This is a genomic window from Polaribacter dokdonensis (assembly GCF_024362345.1).
Lineage (GTDB): Bacteria > Bacteroidota > Bacteroidia > Flavobacteriales > Flavobacteriaceae > Polaribacter > Polaribacter dokdonensis.
On sequence record NZ_CP101505.1, the window covers coordinates 1,731,203 to 1,751,792 of the forward strand.

A 20,590-nucleotide genomic window follows, 5' to 3' on the forward strand; every position below is an offset into this window, starting at 1 on the left:
ACTATTGTAATCTGTGTAAATACATATTTACAACATTCTCTAAGCCTAGATATAAACTCTCTGCAATTAAGGCATGCCCTATAGAAACCTCTGCTAAATTTGGAATGTTTTGTTTAAAAAACTGAATGTTTTCTAAACTTAAATCATGACCTGCATTAATACCCAAACCTAATTCATGAGCTAAAACAGCAGCTTCTGTATAAGGTTTTACAGCATCTTTGTTTCCTTTATTAAACTGACATGCAAATTCTTCTGTATACAATTCAATTCTATCTGTACCTGTTTTTGCAGCAGCTTCTATCAATTTAACATCAGTATCAATAAATATAGAAGTTCTAATTCCATTTTGTTGAAACTCAGCAATTACCTCTTTTAAGAACGATTGATGTGAAATTGTATCCCAACCAGCATTAGATGTAATAGCATCTACAGCATCTGGCACTAAAGTTACCTGAGTTGGTTTTGTTTCTAAAACCAAATCCATAAAAGATTGTATTGGGTTACCTTCTATATTAAATTCTGTAGTTACAACATCTTTTAAATCTCGTGCATCTTGATAACGAATATGCCTTTCATCTGGTCTTGGATGTATAGTAATACCTTGTGCTCCAAAACCTTCTATATCTGTTGCAACTTTTAATAAATTTGGCACATTGCCTCCTCTAGAATTACGTAAAGTTGCTATTTTGTTAATATTTACACTTAACTTTGTCATGGCCTAAAATTAGACTACAAAGATAATTTATTAAATCATTTTATCCTATATTCGTAAAGCATGAATATTAACGATTACATCTTAAAAGAAATAAAAGCATTTCACTTAAAAGACAGTGTAAAAAAAGCTCAAAAACTTTTTAAAAACTACCCTATAACACATTTTCCTGTGGTAGAAAATGAAAAGTTATTAGGTTCTTTTGCTGAAGATGATATTCAGACTTTAGAAAATAAAGAAGAAGAGTTGGTGGCACATTCTTATTTATTAAATTCATTTTTTGCTGATGAAAAAGCAACAGTTTTAGAATTACTAAAGATTTTTGCAGACAACAATACCACAATAATTCCTGTTTTAAACAAAGACAAAAACTACATAGGTTATTATGATTTGTGTGATGTTCTAGACGTTTTTTCTACAAGCCCTTTTATGATTGAAGAAAGTGAAACTTTAATAGTAGAGAAACTAGAACTAGATTATTCTATGGGTGAAGTATCTCAAATTGTAGAAGCAAATGGAGGTAAATTATTGGGTGTTTATATTTCAGAAAAATCAAAAGATTTTGTACAAGTAACCCTAAAAATTGTTTCAGATGAAATTAATGAAATTATACAAACATTTAGAAGGTATGATTACAAAATAGTTTCTAATCATGAAAATGACATCTATCTAGAAGATTTAAAAAACAGGTCTGATTATTTACAGAAGTACCTAGAAATGTAAGTTATACATTCGAATTTATAAAACAAATTACAGTGAAAAAAGTTGCTATTTACGGACAATCTTACTCAATTTCTGCAGAGAAAGAGATTCAGATTCTATTAAAAGTATTACAACAACACAACATTGTATCATTTATAGAAAAGCAATTTTACGATTTACTTGTAGAAGGAGATATTTTAGATAAAAAATACCCAACCTTTTCACATTTTAAAGATTTAAACTCTTCTTTTGATGTACTTTTTACTTTAGGTGGAGATGGAACAATTTTAAGAGCTGTCACCTATATTAGAGATTTAGATATCCCTATATTAGGTATTAATACTGGTAGATTAGGTTTTTTAGCAACCATTAACAAAACAGCTATAGAAGAAAGTGTAAACTTAATTTTAGATGGTGATTATTCTATTCAAGAAAGAACATTATTGGCTGTAAAAACCACACCAAAAACAGAAAAATTTTCAGAATTAAATTTTGCGCTGAATGAAGTAACTATTGCAAGAAAAAATACAACTTCTATGATTGGTGTAAAAACTTGTTTAAATGAAGAGTACCTTACCAATTATTGGGCAGATGGTTTAATTATAGCAACACCTACAGGATCTACAGGTTATTCTTTAAGTTGCAATGGCCCTGTTATTTCTCCAGATTCTAAAAACTTAGTTATAACACCTATAGCCCCTCATAACTTAAATGCAAGGCCAATGGTTATTGCAGATGATACTCAAATTAAACTTACTATAGATTCTAGAGAAAAAGACTTCTTAATTTCCTTAGATTCCAGAATTACTACAGTAGCTAAAAACACAGTGGTTCATATAAAAAAAGCATCATTTACCATTAAAAGCATCATCCCAAAATATCAATCTTTTTTACAAACATTAAGAACTAAATTATTGTGGGGAGAAGATACTAGGAACGAAACTAATCTTTAGCCCTTTAACTACAATAAATTGCTTAAAATTTAGTTATTCAGAAAAGACTGAATATTAACTTTATTAAGCAAATTGAAATCCCTATATTTGCTCGCTATTTTTACGGATGAAAAAAAGTATATTATTAATCGTTTTTGTAAGCCTATCTCATGTTTTAGTAAGTCAGGTGTATGAAGCAGGAGTATTTATAGGTGGTTCTAACTATGTTGGAGACATTGGAAGAACCAACTACATTTACCCCAACAAAATTGCAGGAGCCGCTTTTTTTAAATACAATTGGAATCCTAAAATAGCATTAAGAGCAACCTATAGTTATTTGCCTATTGAAGCAGATGATTTAGATGCAGATACAGATTTTAAAAGAGACAGGGGGTTAAGTTTCACTAATACCATACATGAAATTGCAGTTGGTTTAGAATACAATTTTTACGAGTATGATTTATCATCTCCAGACAAAACTTGGACACCATACATCTTATTAGAATTAGCTGGTTTTAATTACCAATATGTAGTATCTGAACCAAGACCACAAGAATTTATTTTTGATTCTAAAAATGGTTTTGCAGTTCCTTTTGGAGTTGGTTTTAAATCTAAATTAGTTGGTGATTTTGCATTTGCTGTAGAAGCAAAATTTAGATACACCTTTGATGATGATATCGATTATACCTCATCAAACGTACCTAGATTTGATATTGGAGATAATAACAGCGATTGGTATATGTTTACAGGGATTTCTTTAACTTATACCTTTGGGAGACCCGCTTGTTATACAAAAGGATTGTAAAAAGTATGGATAAAAAACTACGCATTGATTTACTGAAAACACCAAAACACGTAGCCATTATTATGGATGGTAATGGACGTTGGGCAAAAGGTAAAGGAATGAATAGAATCTTTGGCCATAGAAATGCTTTAACTGCTGTTAGAGAATCTGTTAAAGCAGCCTCTCAAGTAAATGTAGAAGCCATAACCCTTTATGCTTTTTCTACAGAAAACTGGAACCGACCTAAATTAGAAGTAGATGCATTAATGAGTTTATTAATAAATTCATTAAAAAAAGAACTACCAGAATTTATGAAACAAGGAGTTAAAGTTAACTCTATTGGCTCTATAGATAATTTACCAAGCAAAGCACAAAAAGTATTAAAAGATGTTATTTTTGAAACCAGAAATAATACAGATATTGTATTAACCTTCGCACTCAGCTATGGCTCTAGAGAAGAAATTGTTAATGCAATCAAAAACATATCTAAAAAAGTTGTTAATAAAGAACTTAATTTAGAAAAAATAGATGAAAATACTATAAATAATCATTTATATACATTTAATTTGCCCGATGTTGATTTAATGATAAGAACTAGTGGAGAACAACGCATTAGTAATTTCTTATTATGGCAAATGGCATATGCTGAACTATATTTTACAGATGTACTTTGGCCAGATTTTAGACAAGAACATTTCTATGATGCCATCATAGAATATCAGAACAGAGAAAGACGATTTGGAAAGACAAGCGAACAAATTACAGAGTAAATTTTACACAAAATTATTTTCTGTTGCATTAGTGCTATTTGCACTATTTTTTGGTTTTAGTGCAAATGCACAAACACAAAACGATTCTATAGCTAATAATAACACTGCCTTCGAAAAAGGCAAAGAATATATTTTAGGAGGTATTTCTGTTACTGGCCTTGTAAAATTTAGCGAAGAAACTGTAAAAGTATTTACAGGTTTAAGAAACGGACAAACCATTAAATTACCAGGAGACAAGCTTACAAGTGCAATTAAAAAATTATACGAAAGTAAGCAGTTTAGCAATGTAGATGTTTATTTGGCAAGATTAGATGGTAATACAGTTTACCTGCAGTTTGATGTGCAAGAACTACCAATGCTTAATGAAGTCTCTATAGTTGGTATTAAAAAATCTAAAGCAAAAGAATTATTAAAAGAGGCAGAGTTAAAAGAAGGTGCCATGGTTACAGACAACTTAGTTGTAACCACTAAAAATTATTTCACTAAAAAATATACAGACAAAGGTTTCTTAAAAACCAAAGTTACCTTAGACACAAGAAAAGACTCTTCAGACATTAATGTAGTAAACATGAATGTTTTTATAGATAAAGGCTCTAAAATTAAGATTAAGGATATTAATTTTACTGGAAACGAAGCTTTATCAGACAAAAAATTAAAAAAAGCCATGAGCAATACCAAAGAGAAATTTTTGGGACGTTTCTGGAAAGGGTCAAAATATATTGAAGATGAGTATCAAGAAGATTTAGAAAGTATATTAGATAAATATAGCAGACTAGGTTATAGAGATGCTAGAATTTTAAGCGAAGATATCTCTTGGAATAAAGACAATACAATAGATATTAATATCGAATTAGAAGAAGGTAAACAATACAGATTTTCAGAAATAATTTTTGTTGGTAATAAAGAATATACAGATGATGAGTTGATGAAAGTATTAAGAATCGACAAAGGTGATGTATACAATGGAGCTGTTTTAAAAGAAAGAGTAAAAGGTGATGGCTCACCTACATCAGAAGATTTATCTACCCTTTATCAAGATAGTGGTTTTCTTTTCTCGCAAGTAAATGCAGTAGAAACTAAAGTAGAAAATGATTCTATTACAGTAGAAATTAGAATTCGTGAAGATGAAAAAGCACGTATTAGAAAGGTTACAGTTTCTGGAAATGATAAAACAAATGATCATGTTATTTTTAGAGAACTAAGAGTAAAGCCAGGAGATTTATTTAGTAGAAGTAACATTATACGTTCTATTCGTGAAATTGGGCAATTAGGTTTCTTTGATCAAAATGTAACTCCAGATGTTGTTCCAGATTACACCAATAAAACTGCAGATATTAACTTTAATGTTGTAGAAAAAGGTGGTAGCCAGATTGAATTACAAGGTGGTTATGGAGGTGGTTCTTTTATAGGAACTTTAGGTTTATCTTTTAATAATTTCTCTATAAAAAACATCTTCAAAAAAGAAGCATATACACCTTTACCAATGGGTGATGGTCAAAGTTTATCTTTACGTTTACAATCTAGTAGAACTTTTAACACCTACAGTTTTTCATTTACAGAACCTTGGTTAGGAGGTAGAAAACCAAAATCTTTATCATTTTCTATATATTCATCAAATCAATTCCAATTAGATCCTCAAACTTTTCAAGTTGATAGAGATCGTAGTTTAGGAATTATTGGAGCCTCTATAGGTTTAGGACAACGTTTAAAATGGCCAGATGATTATTTTCAACTATCTCAAACTATTAGCTACCAGAGTTTTAACTTAGATAACTATGGATTTAGAGTGGGTGCTAATATTTTAAATAATGGTACTTTAAACAACCTTTCTTATAGTGCAACTATTTCTAGAAACTCTGCAGGGCCAAGTTTAATTTTCCCTACTTATGGATCTGAATTTTCATTTGGTGTAAAAGCAACTTTCCCTTACTCATTAGTAAACAATAAAGATTACTCTATTGATTCAGGATTAAGTCAAGAAGAAACCAATGCACAAATTGCAGAAAAATACAAATGGTTAGAATACTATAAACTTAGTGCTAAAGGCAAGTGGTATACAGCTTTTACAGATAAATTGGTATTAATGACCAATGCAGAAATGGGATACTTAGGTTACTATAATTCTGAGGTAGGTTTATCTCCTTTTGAACGATACTTTGTTGGTGGAGATGGAATTGCTGTTTTTCAATTAGATGGTAGAGAAGTTGTTGGTTTAAGAGGTTATGAAAACAACCAACTATCTCCAGCAGAAGGAGGTTCTATTTACAATAAGTTTCAATTAGAATTAAGATATTCTATAACAGATGCACCATCTGCCTCTATTTATACTTTAGGATTTTTGGAAGCTGGTAATTCTTACGACAATTTTCAATCATTTAATCCGTTTGAATTAAAACGTTCAGCAGGACTAGGTATTAGAATCTTTATGCCAGCATTTGGTCTATTAGGTATAGACTTTGCACATGGATTTGATCCATTACCTGGTCAAATAGAGAAATCTGGCTGGCAAACGCATTTTATCATTGGAAGACAATTCTAAGAAAACACTACATTTGTAATGTCGAAAGTTTTTTTGGCACGGTTTTTTCTAAATACATTATACAAATGAAAAAAATATTTTTATTAGTCGTTCTTTTATTTAGTGTCACCTCAATCTGGTCGCAAAGAAATCAAATTATTGCTTATATGGATATGGAATACATTCTAGAAAATGTTCCAGAATACATACAAGCGCAAAATACGTTAGATGCGAAAGTTGCCAAATGGAGAAAGAAGTTAGATGATCAAGCAAGACATATAGAAGTATTGAAGTCTGATTTAGCCAATGAAAAAGCAATTTTAACCAAAGATTTAATTGAAGAAAAAGAAGAAGAAATTTCAATTAAACAAGTAGAATTAAGAAGATTAGAATCGCTTTATTTTGGGCCAAATGGAGATTTGTTTTTGGTTAGAAAGCAATTGGTAAAGCCAATACAAGACCAAGTTTATAATGCTGTACAGAGTATTGCTAAAAGAAAAAACTACGATTTTGTTTTTGAAAAATCTAGTGATTTAGTAATGCTATATTCGAATAAAAAATACGATATTAGCGAACTTGTTTTATCTACCATAGATAGAACAAGATTACAAGAGCAGAAAAAGGAAGAAAGAAATAAGAAAAAAGCTGCTCCTAAAAAAGAAGTAACCAAGGTTCAACAAGAAAAAATTGAGCAAAAAGAAGAGTTACAAAACAAAAAAATTGAAGCTGTTGCTAAAAAAATAGCAGATCAAGAAGCTAAGAAAAAAGAGATAGCAGACAAAAGAAAAGCTTTAATGAAACAAAGAGAAGAAAAAAGAAAACTCTTAAGACAAAAAAAGGAAGAAGCTAGAAAAAAGAAAGAAGAAGAGAAAAAAGAAAAAGAGAAAGAGAAAGAAAAGAACAAAGAAGATAATTAATAACAAGAGACAAGAATAATAATTAAATTAAAACAAGAATGAAAAATTTTAAATCGTTACTATTAATTGCTGTATTTACATTAGGATTTGGTGGTGTTGCAAATGCACAAAAGATGGGTCACATAGACTTTGAAAAATTAGTAGCTGAAATGCCTGCAACAAAAAAATTAAAATTAGATATTGAAAAGTTAGGTAAAACTTATCAAGATGAGGTTGAAGGTATGGCTAAGAAATTGGATGCTAAGATGAAAAAATACACCCAAGAGCAAAATACACAGACTAAAGAAATAAACGAAATTAGAGCAAAAGAAGTACAGCAAGAAAACCAAAGATATGAGCAGTTAAGACAAACTGCATATCAAGACATGCAACAAAAACAAGCAGATGGTTTAAAACCAATTATTGAGAAAGCTCAAAAAGCAATCGAAGACGTTGCTGCTTCAAAAGGTATTTCTTATGTATTTGATGCATCTATGGGTAAAGGACTTTTAGTTAAAAAGGGTGAAGACTTATATGCAGCTGTAAAAGCGAAATTAGGTTTCTAAAAAACTACTTTATTAAATTATTAAAAAACCTACTTTTAAAGTAGGTTTTTTTATTTTTACAATAGTATGAAAGCGAATCATAATCCTATAGGTTTTTTTGACTCTGGTATTGGAGGTACCTCTATTTGGAAAGAAGTAACTACTCTTTTACCTAATGAGAATACAATCTATTTATCAGATAGTAAAAACGCGCCTTATGGTAATAAAAGCAAAAATACAATTGTTGATTTAGCAGTAAAAAACACAGAACTATTACTCAAAAAAAACTGTAAATTAATTGTGGTTGCATGCAATACTGCAACAACGAATGCTATAGATTATTTAAGAACAAATTACCCTATACCATTTATTGGTATAGAGCCAGCAATAAAGCCTGCTGCACTTAAAACAAAAACAAAGAGAATTGGAATACTAGCTACAAAAGGCACCTTAAACAGCTCTTTATTTGAAAAGACATCTAGAACTATAGATCAACAAATTATTGTAAAAGAAACTATTGGAACTGGCCTAGTTGAACTAATAGAAAATGGCAAGATAGATTCTATAGAAATGGAAGAGCTCTTGTCTTCTTATATTAAACCGTTATTAAACGAAAATATAGATTGTTTAGTTTTAGGATGCACACATTACCCTTATCTAATTCCTGCTATTCAAAAAATAACTGGTGATAATCTACAAATTATAGATTCTGGACAGGCAGTTGCAAAACAAACCAAAGCTATTTTAAAGAAACATTATTTATTGAATGAAAGTTCAAACAAAGGAGAACATGAGTTCTATATCAATAAAAATAAAAGTGTTTTAGAAAGAATACTTACCTCTTCTGATTCTAAGAAAATAATAACTGAGCTCGATTTTTAAAACCCGCCAAAAGCAGCATTTATGTTAGGACATGCAGCAGCTCTAGGCTCTCTAGTCCATAAATTTATACCTACAGAAATTTGATGAAAACCAGTATTCGTTAATACAGTTTCGTTCATTTGATTCGTGTATGTATATGAGAATAAGAAATTCTGATAGTTTATACCAACAATAGGTGATAAAAACTGAGCATTTTCTATAGCATTCGCGTCAAAACCTCTTCTGTAAGAAAGTGCTGCCCAAAATTGAGTTTTAGAAAAATTCTTGTAGGCTTTAATATTAAAATCAGCAATTCTCTGACCTGTACCTTCTCTAAATTGTAACATAACAGAAGGCTCAAACTGAACAAATAAATCTTCACCAAAATAATAACCAGCAGAAAAAATATAGTTTCTTAAATCTAAAGGTTCTTGAACATTTAAATTATTCTTAGCCGTTAACAATAAGTTTTTAACCGTAAAATAAGATGAAAACCCTCCATAATGATAAGCTACACCAAAATCTGCATTATAATAACTAGTGCTTTCTACAATTGCTGCAACAGCTGCATCTCCTGTAAATGTAGTTTGATCAGATTGATTCTGCACAAACGTAAACGACAAACCAAATGAAAGTTGATTAAACAATTTACCATTACTCATTGGTAAGTGATAGGCGTAAGTAGCCTGTACCCCTTTTTGCGAATGGAAACCATTTTTATCATTAAATAACACTAAACCATAACCAGCATTAGAATACTCCCCAAATTTTGTATGAAAACTTAATGTTTGTAATGAAGGTGCATTAGGTATACCTGCCCATTGTTGTCTTGCAGTTAAACGTAATTTACTAGAGTTTCCAATACCTGCAGCAGAAGGATGCACCAAATACACATTATCAGATAAATAATCTTGATAAATAGGTAATGTTTCTTGAGCATTCCCTTTTAATGAGAAAATAAATGCTACTAAAAAGAGAATCCTAAAAGAGAGTAACTTCATTAAAAGCTAGATTAATTTTTTTGAATTTCAAATATATTCAATTTAATAAGAATAATTTCTTTTCCTTTAAAAGTTTAACACAATATAAAACACTATCTAACTGCTTTTATTGTAAAATATTTAAAGAATGATTAAAATACTTTAATTTATTAAGCCCAACTCATAAAACATGATTGTAAAATCTTTACTATAAAATTTATAACTAACAGATTTTGAATTCCTAAAACCCAAAAATAATATGGTGCATTTAGGTTTTTTCTAACAGTGTAAAATTAACTTTTTATTACTTTTGCCAAAATTAAAAAAATACGTTGATTTTCCTTAAAGCCCTTTTTTCTAATTTAAAAATAAATACCACAAACTTCAGTCATCATATACAAATTGTAGGTGTTCTATTGTCATTTTTCTTTTATAATTGTGGCTATTCTCAGAATATAGACAGTTTACAAACAGTATATTCTCAAACTTCTATTGATGAGGAAAGAAATGCTGTATTAATGCAAATTGGAGCGTTTTATGCCAATAAAAATTTAGATTCTTCTACTATATATTATAGTAAAGTATTAGAGTTTGCAACCACCTCAAAAAATGATTCACTAGTAGCTGCAGTTAATCTGAATATTGCAAATAACTTTCTTAAAAAAGGGCAGTTAGATATCTCTATGAGCTATCAACTAAAAGCGTTAAAAATTCATGAAACAACTAACAATGTTGTTGGTATTGTTAGAACCTTAAATAATATTAGTCTAATTTATTTTCAGCAATCGAAATTTGATAAAGCTCTATTTAATTATACTAAAATTTTAGACTTAATAGATAAAAATCCTACTAAAATAACTACCGAAAATAAATCAAAATATAAAGGAATTATTTACAACAATATAGGAATCATTTATGATAATCAGTCTAAATTTAATGAAGCCTTAGAGTACTTTACAAAAGGATTAACTTACAGTAATGAAGCTAATGATAATCAAAATTTAGCATCATTATATTCTAATACTGGTTTGTTATATTCTAAAATGGAAGAATACAGCCTTTCAGAGGTTTATTTAAAACAAGCATTAAGAATTAGAATTGAAGAGAATAACACATATGGAAAGTGCAAATCTTACTTACATTTAGGCACATTGTATCATAATTTAAATAAAAGTGATCTTTCTAAAACTAACTTACTTTTGGGTTTAAAGGAATGTGAGAAAGCAAAATCAACCATAGCTGAAGCTAGAATTTTATTTGAACTAAGTAGCTTATCTGCAGCTAATGAAAAATTTAAAGAAGCTTATCAGTATCAAAGTAATTATCTAATTTTAAACGACAGTTTAACCAACAGCGAAACAGCTCGTAAAATTACTGAGCTAGAGATGAAATTTAACTTTGATAAGGAAAAAGAAAAAGCAAAAATACAACAACAGAAAAAACAACATATGTTTTTGATTGTTGGTATTATTTTAGTCTTAGTAATTATTGTAATTGTTGTATTGTATTTATTATTAAAAGCAAAATCTAGAAACCAAGCTTTAGAAAAAACAAAAGTAGATTTACAAAACAAAGAACTTTCTCTTAGAAAACAAACTTTAGAATTAGAATTAGAATCTAGAAGCAAAGAACTAACTACTAATGTAATGTACTTAATTAAAAATAACGAATTAATTGGTGAGATTTCTAAAAGATTAATTGATCTTAAAAAGCTGATGAAAAGAGAAAATCAACAGCAGATTCAAAAGATTATTATGGATTTACAAACAGCAAAAGACAATGATGTTTGGGATGAATTTGAAGTTAGATTTAATCAAGTTTATAATGATTTTTACGAAAGATTAAATCAAAAGTTTCCAAACTTAACCATAAACGAAAAGAAGATTTGTGCGTTTTTGAAGTTAAATATGACTTCTAAAGAAATTTGTACCCTAACTCGTCAATCACCAAATAGTTTAAATGTGGCAAGAACCCGTTTAAGAAAAAAGTTAGGCCTTAATAATACTTCAGAAAATTTAGTCTCATTTTTAGAAAACATCTAGAAAAAGTGTGTTTTTCTCTTCTAATACACTTCAATTTAAGATGGCATAACAAGTATCTTAACTTATTAAACAACAATCATTTATCAACATTTGTATTACAAATGTAATACCTATTTTATGTTTGTACATTCGATGTAACCTTCTTCTTTCTTTATCAACACTTTTTTTGAATTTACTTAGCAAAAAATCCGCTTGGTAAGCTATATCAAACTGTAATTTATAGTATGAAAAAAACCAAAGAAAAAAGTGAATACAAAGATACAGAAGAGAAAATGTTAAACGAATTTTTAATAAATCGTGAAAACCAAACTTCTGCTTTAAAGAAAATTTTAGAAAAAATCAATCCTCAAAAACAATAATTAATCTTTAGAAGTATGAAAAACAAGTACTCAAAATACGTAAAACTAAGTCTCTTTTTGACTTTACTTTTCGTATCGGCTCTAACATTTGGGCAAAAATCAACCTATTATAATAAAAAAGGAGAAAGGCAAGGTATTATTAGAGTTAAAGTATCTAAAAGCTTAGCAACTAATTTAAAATTAGAACCAGTTACAATAAGTAAAAGTGGTATTATTTCTACTGGTATAAAAGCTATGGATGCTTTATCTAGCAAATACAATGCTACAAATATGACTCGTCTTTTTCCAGAACACCCAAATTCATATTATGAAGCAAAACTTCGTAAACATGGTTTAGATTTATGGTACGAAATTGTTGTAGACCAAACTATTGATGCTTCATCGATAGCAGAGCAATATCAAAATTTAGATGTTGTTTCTTTAGCAGAAATTCAGCGCGAAAAAGTGCTTTCTTATAGTTCCCCAACAACTCCTGTAGAACGTAAATCTGCAGCAGTTAATCTACCTTTTAACGATCCTTATTTACAAGATCAATGGCATTATAATAACGAAGGACAAAGTGGATATGCAGAAGGTATAGACATTAACCTTTTTAGTGCTTGGAACGAAACTAAAGGTAACAATAACATAATTGTTTCTATACATGATGAAGGAATAGATATTGAACATGAAGATTTGGCAGAAAATATTTGGATAAATGAGGCCGAATTAAATGGTACACCAGGCGTAGATGATGATAATAATGGTTATATAGACGATGTCAATGGTTGGAATTTTACTACAAGTAACGCAATAATAGACGCAGATAATCATGGAACTCATGTTGCTGGTACAGTAGCAGCAGTAAACAATAATGGAATTGGAGTTTCTGGAGTTGCTGGTGGTTCTGGTAATAATGATGGGGCTAAATTAATGCCTCTAAAAATAATTGGAGGAACAGCAAATGTTGCAAACTCATTTATATATGCAGCTAATAATGGAGCTGTAATATCTCAAAATAGTTGGGGATATTCTAATCCAGGTGTTACTGAACAATCTGTAAGAGATGCTATGAAGTACTTTATAGAAGAAGCTGGAGATTTCTCTGGAAGCCCTATAAGTGGTGGACTTTTAGTATTTGCTGCTGGTAATGCTAATTCAGATAATCAGTGGTATCCAGGTTTTTATCCAGAAGCGTTTACGGTAAGTGCAGTTGGCCCAGAAGGTAAAAAAGCGAGTTATTCTAATTATGGGAATTGGGTAGATATTACAGCTCCAGGAGGAGATATTGAACTTTATGGCACAAAAAACGGAGTTTTAAGTACTTTACCTGGTAATAAAATTGGTTATTTAGATGGTACATCTATGGCTTGTCCTCATGTTTCTGGTATAGCAGCTTTAGCCTTAGCTAACATATCTAGCCAAATTACTGTAGAAGAATTAATAACAAAACTTACAACTGGTAGTACTAATATAAATCAGTTAAACCCAGATTATATAGGTAAGTTAGGTAGATTAATTGATGCAAAACTTGCGATTCAAAATAATCAAAATATAGCTCCAGAAACTATTACAGATTTAAATGTAGTAGGTATGTCTCAAGAATTTGGTACAATTTCTTGGACGGTTCCTGAAGACACAGATGATGTTGCTCCTTATTCTTACATTATATATTATAATAATGAAGAAATTACTGAAGAAAATAAAAATTCAGCTAGTAAAATAGAGATTGAAAACAATTTAAATGCAGGAGAAAAATTTACCTTAGAAATTGATAAGCTATATGGATTAACTACCTATTATTTTGCTGTTGTTTCTTTAGATAGATGGGGTAATAGATCTGACCTTTCTAATATTGTATTTGACACCACAAACGAAGGACCATCGATTGCTATAGATGCTTCTAGTCAAGACATTATTATAGATATTGATGCACAAATTAACACCTTAGGTTCTCACAATATTACAATTTTAAATGAGGCAGAAGGTACTTTACGATGGGAATATGAATCTAGGCATGTAAGTACCTATTTAGCAAACAATAGCCAAATTAAATATCCTGAAGGTAATACAAAAACAGCAAGCGCAGGTAAAGTTAATCAAAGTCAAATATTAGGTGCAAGTGCAATTGCTACAGCACTACCTGCGCCAATGTCTTTTACATCTTCTACTTTAGAATACTTTCTTTATGCAAGTAACGTAATTGGAGATGAAGATTTATCTGTACCTAATTCTTCAGCAACTAAATTTACTGTAAACAATGCTGATGGATTTAATCTTACAGAAGTAAGAGCATATTTACAACATGATCCATCATCACCTGTTATTGTAGAAATATATAGAGGTGAAAACTTAGATAAAAACAATCTACTACTTTCTCAAAATTATACTGCTTTTGGAGATTATGAACACACTGCATACGTTACTCTAGATGAGCAATTATACTTTAATAATGGAGAAAGTTTTTGGGTTGTATTCAATGTAACTGCAGGCACAAAATATCCATTAGGAATTGGTCCTAAAAAAGATCCTTCAGATAATTCACATGAGAATTGTTTAATGTCTTTTGATTATGGTGCAACTTGGTCTAAACTAGCTAATTTAATTTCTACAGAAGATGCTGTTTGGGCTGTAAGTGCAGTTTCTAACAATGAGTATTTAGGTAAATACCTAACATTAGATCCTACTAGTGGAGAGGTTTTGGGTAATGAACAAATGATAACAACTTTATCTGCAGAAACCAATTCATTAATTAATGGTACCTATAAATCTAATATTGTATTTAGTTCTAACGATGGTCAAAAACCAGAATTAAGATCATCTGTAACTGTAAATGTTGCTAATCATGATGCAGAATTAAGTGCTGTTAGCGAACTTAATTACGGAAGTGTTTTTCAAGGTGAATACAAAGAAATTGCATTTACATTAGCCAATAACGGTTTAGGTAAATTTCAAAATATTAATATCTCAAGCTCTAATCCTGCATTTGAATTAGTAGGTTATTCTCCTTGGAGTATTGCTGCAAAAGCAGAAACTGATATTGTAATTAAATATATACCTAGCTCAACTACTGGTGTTGATAATGGAATTTTAACCATAAACTCATCAGAAAGCAATGCTTCAGTAGATATTGTTCTTTTTGGTGTTAGTACAGAACCAGGTAAATTAAAAGTTACTCCACTTACACAAACAATAGAAAATGTAACTATTGGAGATGCTATTTCTGCAACTTTAAATATAGAAAATGAAGGAGCATCAACTTTAAAATATTTTATTCCAAAATACGATACTAAAGGCATAAGTGACGATTGGAAAACTTCATTCAGCAAAACTGGTTATAAATTTAAATCTAATAATGCTAGTGAATTAGAACCAATTGCCTACAATTTTGTTGATATCTCAACAACAGGAACAAATATCACTCAAACTTTTAAAGATGATTCATCTAATTATCATGAGATAGATTTTGGTTTCGATTTTCCTTTTTATGAAACAAGTGTTCAAAAGCTTTATGTAACTTATAAAGGTTGGGCTACTTTTAGCGATGATTTGTTACCAAACAACATCCCTACTTTAGGTGATGCTTGGGGGCCTAATGGTTTTATATCACCTATAGGTTCATATAATTTTGATTTATCTTTAGGAGGTAATGTATATTATGAAGCATTATCTGATAGACTTATAGTTCAGTTTGATAATCTTTCATCTTACTTTGGTTCAATAACAGTACAAATGGTATTATTCAGAAATGGAGATATACGTTTCTATTATGACAATATTGCTATAGAAGAATGGGCAAAAGGAGATTTCAATATCTTAATCGAAGATATCGCAAAAACAGACGGAATAATATATCATAACTACGAAAATAGACCTCCTTTTGAATCTGGGTTAGCTATCGGATATGATTATCCAGGTCCAGACATTATTACTACTGTAGAAAATGGTAGTGGAATTTTATTGCCTGGAGAATCTGTAGATGTAAATATAGAAATGAGCACTGCTAGTTTGGTAGAAGGCCTTACAAAAAGGTATATTAATATCATTTCTAGTGATCCAGAAAAATCACAAGAAAGTGCTTTAATAAATATTAATGTAACAGATGGAGGTGCAGCAGCTATTAGTATTTCAGAAACTAATATTAATTTAGGTGAAGTTTTTCAAGGAGGAATTGCAACCAACAAATTTGTTCTTTCAAATTCTGGTACAGCAGCAAGCACAATTGTTAGTTTTATACAAGCTACGAATGAAATTACAATTACAGGAGATACTTCTGGTACAATTACTCCTGGCTCTTCATTAGTATATAATGTAAATATGCCAACAGATAATATAGGTAATTTTCAAGATACTATTACCATTACAGATTCTGAAGCTAATGAGTATGTAGTTTCAATTACAGGTTCTGTGGTTATACCACCAGCTATTTCTATAGATTTAACACAACTGGATGAAAGCTTAAATTTTGGTGAAATCAGTTCTCATGAATTAACCATAGAAAATACTGGAGCTGCAAACTTAGAAGTTGTTGCAAATGGAAACGAGTGGGTTTCTGTTGGAGATAAAATGAATACCAATAGTAACATTCCAGATTTTACTTATAATGTAGAAACAAGTTCAGATGGTGGTAATTACGAATGGTTAGATATTAGAAAAAAAGGTGTACAATTACCACAAATGGTAGACCCATTTGTTACAGAAGAATTTCATAGAGAAGTTACTTTACAAACTCCAATTACTTTTTATGGTTCAGAATATAGCACTATATACATTGCAGATAATGGTGTTATTAGTTTCGAAAAACCTAACCAAAGTGTATTTGGACCAGATGCCTTACCAAGCAATGAATTTAATGGTTTAATTGCTCCTTTATGGATATTTGGTTCTATTGATACTTATAACTATACTTCAGATGAAACAGGTATTTTTCTTTTAGAAGATGATGAGAAAACTGTAGTTTCTTGGGAATATTTAGTTAATAATTTCGGAGGCTTAGGAGATCCAGTATCTGCACAGGTTATCTTTTACAAAAACGGAACCATGAAATTCCAATACAATGTGCGTGAATTTGGATGGGATGCTAGTTCAGATTTTTCTATTGTAGGAATAGAGAGTCCAGACAAAACAGATGTAGTATTAATTTCTAATAGAGCATCTTTAAATCATGGAGATGGTTTATCATTCTTATTAACCCCTGCAAAAAAACATACTATTTTACCAGGAGAAACTTTAACTACTTACGTAAACTTTGATTCTAATGGCCTATATGCAGGTTATTACTCAGATCAAATTAATTTTAGAACAAATGTACCTGGTCAAGAAGAAATATCAAAACCAGTTTCATTAGAAGTATTTGGTAGTGCAAATTTAGAATCGAGTTTACCAGAAGTAGCTTATAATAATGTTATTGCAGATGGTAGTAGTTTAATGCGTGAATTTGATGTTACAAATACAGGTAAAGCTTCTGTGGCTATTTCTAGTATTGCTTTAGAAAGTGTAAATGCAAATTTATCAGTAGAAATCTACGAATTTGTACCAGGTTGGTTTCCTTGGGATCCAGGTTTCTACCAATGGTCTAATATAGAAGTATTATGGAATTTCCCAATGGTGGTGTCTCCAAATGAAAACTTAAAATTTAGAGTAACATACACTCCAGATACAGCTGAAAATTTAACAAATAACTTAGTTATAACAAGTGATATTGATCCATTTTTAATACCAATATCAGCAACAGCAACCTTACCTCCTGTTTTTGAAACTAATCATACAGAAGTCATTAGTAATATTAACGAAAGAGATGGTTTAGATACCCAAATTGTAACAATAAGTAATGTAAATGGTGGTGGAGAATTAACTTTCGATTTAAGTATCGATTACTTAAGAGGATCAGTTTCTTCTTCAACTTTATCAAATACAAGTTCAGAAGCTGTTACATCTTTTGCATCTAACAAAAAGTTAGCATTATTTACTACAGCTTCAAATAAAAATAAAACTAGTAGTTCTGCTGTAAACTTTAATAGACAATTGGCTCATGATGATAAAACAAATCCAGAAACTTTTGTAGGTTTTCAAGGTTTAACTGATTTTATTGGGGCAACTAGATTTAATGCAGGTGAGCAAGGTTTTACTTTATCTCATGTTCAAACTTTTATAAAGGCAGATGAGTTATTAGCAGGTACAATAGAATATGAAATTAGAACTGGTGGCACGAATATTTCTAATGCTAAAATTTTAGGTTCTGGTTCTGCAAATTATGAATTAGTAAATGAGCAGCAAGGTTTGATAACTTTAGCTTTAGAAGAGAAGTTTGAATTATATCCTAATGAAGATTTCTATGTAATTTTATCATATCCTTTCGATTTAGATTATCCTCAAGGGGTTGTCACAGAAATTGAAGATGTAGCAGGTAGATTCATGCTTTTAGATGGAGGATCATGGTATGATTTACAAGAAATATATGCTAATCATGGTTGGATGGTTAGAGCTTTAGAAGAAACATACAACTCAAATGTATGGATTCAATTAGATGCAGAAAATGCTACTTCTGCAGAAGCTGGGTCTTCTGAAGAAATTAAGCTTAACTTTTTTGCAGAGCATGCAGAAAGAGGAGATCAAAATGCAAACTTAATCATTAGAACAAATGATGTCAATAATGCAGAAACTTCCATACCCGTAACCCTACATGTAAATGAAGCTCCAAAATTAATTAACAAACCTACAATTGTGGTTATCAATGAAGGTGAAGTGATGCAAACAGAAATTGGAATGGAAGACCCAGAAGGTCATGTTATAACAGCAAAGTTAGAGAATCAACCAAGTTGGGTTTCATTCAATACAGAAAACAATATGTTGACTATTACTAAAACTCCTGACTATAACCATGAAGGAGTACATGAAATTGATGTTGTTCTTGTTGATGAGCATAATGCTAGCTACAACACAACTTTAATAATAGAGGTGATGAATACAAATAGAGCTCCAGAAATCATTTTTACAGATGACTTAGAGTATAATTCTATAGATGTTTATGACAATCTAACATTTGATACTTTCTTTACAGATCCTGATGGAGATGATATGACATTTAGTATTCATATTTCAGATAAATCTATCGTCAATAATTTTAATTCTGATAATGGTTTTGTTATTCATACTCTAAAAGTTGGTACCACAATCTTAGAAATCACTGCAACAGATTCTTATGGTTCAATTACACAATCTAACATAAATGTAACTGTATCTAATGCATTAAATACACATGATTATAATGTAGATGGTTTGCGTTTATTCCCTAATCCTGTTTCAGATCTTTTACATGTATCAGCTAATACAGCTATTCATAAAATAGAAGTATATGATATCAATGGGAAACGAATTATTTCTAATAGAATAAAATTAAAAGAAAACGCTACAAAAATTAATGTTTCAAACCTTAAAACTGGAATATACATTTTTAGAGCATTTTCTGAAAAAGGAGTTTCAACAATTAGGTTTATAAAGAAGTAAATAAATAACAACCAAATAAAATCCTCATTATTAAAATAATGAGGATTTTTTATTTTTAATAAATTGTAATTAAATAAAAACTATTCAATGGTTAAATTTTAAGATTTTAAAAGAGGCAAACCAAATTAAACAAGACTTATCCAGGTTGATAAATACTTGTTGGCTAAGATATGTGATTAATTTTCTAATAAAATATTATGAAGTGTGTTCTAAATCGTGTTCTTTTTCGATTGTAAAGGTGATCAAATCATAAATAGTAGGCATAAAAAAACAGTTTAGTAACCTAAACTGTTCTTTTTGAACTTTTTAAAAGTAGTAGCGGGAACTGGACTCGAACCAGTGACCTTCGGGTTATGAGTTTAACGAAAACCCTTATTTTATAGGCGTTTCAGCGATATTTTGATTAAATCGTGTACGAAATCGTGTACTCTAATTTTTAATTAATTTCACCTCAAATATAAGTAAAAAAGTTACGTTAATTTTAAAATTGTGAGAATGAAATCTAAACAAATTAATTCTTATACTTTATATAATTTCACTATTCCCTCATATAATTTTTGAATTTCATTTCTTAAACATTTAGGAAATAACACCTCAACTTCAGGTCCAATTTTAAAAATTTGTGTTTTAAACTTATAATTAACATACACATAAAAATCTACTTGATTTTGTTTATTTTCATTCTTTGGATATATAATTTGGGAGTGATGCAATGGTTAACTAGGAAGGTACTTTACATGCAATTCATTTACTAACAAACTAACTTTTTCAAGCTCTCTATTTATGATTGATCATTGCTCAACTTTTAAAGCAAAGACTCTATCAATACTAAAAGTTCTAATATTCTTTTTACTATTAATTAAACAAAACACATAGCACCTATTTAAATACTCTTCAAATCGTAGGCATATTAGTTAACGTTTTTTAAAATATAATTCTGAACATTCTCACCTGGTATTTTTAAAAAATAGCTTTTTTTATTTAACTTAGTGATATCGCGAAAT

Annotated in this window: 13 protein-coding genes; 11 read left to right on the top strand and 2 right to left on the bottom strand. The window is 29.8% G+C overall.

Features of this window, described 5'->3' with window-relative positions:
* Position 1: 1 nt before the first annotated feature.
* On the bottom strand, positions 2 to 715 hold the full coding sequence (locus tag LPB302_RS07705) for a pyridoxine 5'-phosphate synthase (protein WP_053974102.1): 714 nt from the start codon (positions 713 to 715) through the stop codon (positions 2 to 4).
* Between the two features lie 60 nt (positions 716 to 775).
* On the opposite strand from LPB302_RS07705, the gene LPB302_RS07710 reads away from it, so the two are divergent.
* The 8 genes from LPB302_RS07710 (at position 776) to murI (ending at position 8,741) form a co-directional block, all read left to right on the top strand.
* Complete coding sequence (locus LPB302_RS07710; RefSeq protein WP_053974101.1) at positions 776 to 1,435, top strand: CBS domain-containing protein; 660 nt, start codon at positions 776 to 778, stop codon at positions 1,433 to 1,435.
* 32 nt (positions 1,436 to 1,467) lie between these two features.
* Entirely contained in the window at positions 1,468 to 2,367 is a 900-nt protein-coding gene (locus LPB302_RS07715; protein WP_053974100.1) for an NAD kinase, read from the top strand.
* Between the two features lie 106 nt (positions 2,368 to 2,473).
* Positions 2,474 to 3,151, top strand: coding sequence for a type IX secretion system protein PorG (porG, locus tag LPB302_RS07720; RefSeq protein WP_053974099.1), 678 nt, complete (start codon positions 2,474 to 2,476; stop codon positions 3,149 to 3,151).
* A gap of 5 nt (positions 3,152 to 3,156) precedes the next feature.
* Positions 3,157 to 3,900: an undecaprenyl pyrophosphate synthase gene (uppS, locus tag LPB302_RS07725; protein WP_053975319.1), complete on the top strand. Its 744-nt coding sequence runs from the start codon at positions 3,157 to 3,159 to the stop codon at positions 3,898 to 3,900.
* A complete protein-coding gene (bamA, locus tag LPB302_RS07730) occupies positions 3,869 to 6,439 on the top strand; it encodes an outer membrane protein assembly factor BamA (protein WP_053974098.1) in 2,571 nt (856 codons plus the stop codon). The genes uppS and bamA overlap by 32 nt, the downstream gene beginning before the upstream one ends.
* A gap of 65 nt (positions 6,440 to 6,504) precedes the next feature.
* Complete coding sequence (locus tag LPB302_RS07735; protein ID WP_053974097.1) at positions 6,505 to 7,335, top strand: OmpH/Skp family outer membrane protein; 831 nt, start codon at positions 6,505 to 6,507, stop codon at positions 7,333 to 7,335.
* Between the two features lie 38 nt (positions 7,336 to 7,373).
* Positions 7,374 to 7,880, top strand: a complete 507-nt coding sequence (locus tag LPB302_RS07740) for an OmpH/Skp family outer membrane protein (protein WP_053974096.1) — start codon at positions 7,374 to 7,376, stop codon at positions 7,878 to 7,880.
* A gap of 66 nt (positions 7,881 to 7,946) precedes the next feature.
* Positions 7,947 to 8,741, top strand: coding sequence for a glutamate racemase (gene murI / locus LPB302_RS07745; RefSeq protein ID WP_053974095.1), 795 nt, complete (start codon positions 7,947 to 7,949; stop codon positions 8,739 to 8,741).
* Here murI and LPB302_RS07750 read toward each other — a convergent pair.
* The gene (locus tag LPB302_RS07750; protein ID WP_053974094.1) at positions 8,738 to 9,721 is read right to left on the bottom strand and encodes a PorP/SprF family type IX secretion system membrane protein; all 984 of its coding nucleotides are present in this window, start codon (positions 9,719 to 9,721) and stop codon (positions 8,738 to 8,740) included. The genes murI and LPB302_RS07750 overlap by 4 nt on opposite strands.
* 311 nt (positions 9,722 to 10,032) lie before the next feature.
* Between LPB302_RS07750 and LPB302_RS07755 the strand changes: the two genes are divergently transcribed.
* The 3 genes from LPB302_RS07755 to LPB302_RS07765 all read left to right on the top strand — a co-directional run bounded on the left by LPB302_RS07755 (position 10,033) and on the right by LPB302_RS07765 (position 19,586).
* A complete protein-coding gene (locus LPB302_RS07755; protein WP_053974093.1) occupies positions 10,033 to 11,742 on the top strand; it encodes a tetratricopeptide repeat protein in 1,710 nt (569 codons plus the stop codon).
* A gap of 224 nt (positions 11,743 to 11,966) precedes the next feature.
* Positions 11,967 to 12,101 carry a hypothetical protein gene (locus tag LPB302_RS07760; RefSeq protein ID WP_255164328.1) on the top strand — a complete coding sequence of 45 codons (135 nt, stop codon included), beginning with the start codon at positions 11,967 to 11,969 and terminating at the stop codon, positions 12,099 to 12,101.
* A 15-nt stretch (positions 12,102 to 12,116) separates the two neighbouring features.
* Positions 12,117 to 19,586 (top strand): S8 family serine peptidase, encoded by a 7,470-nt coding sequence (locus LPB302_RS07765; RefSeq protein WP_053974092.1) that lies wholly within the window; start codon positions 12,117 to 12,119, stop codon positions 19,584 to 19,586.
* Positions 19,587 to 20,590 lie beyond the last annotated feature (1,004 nt).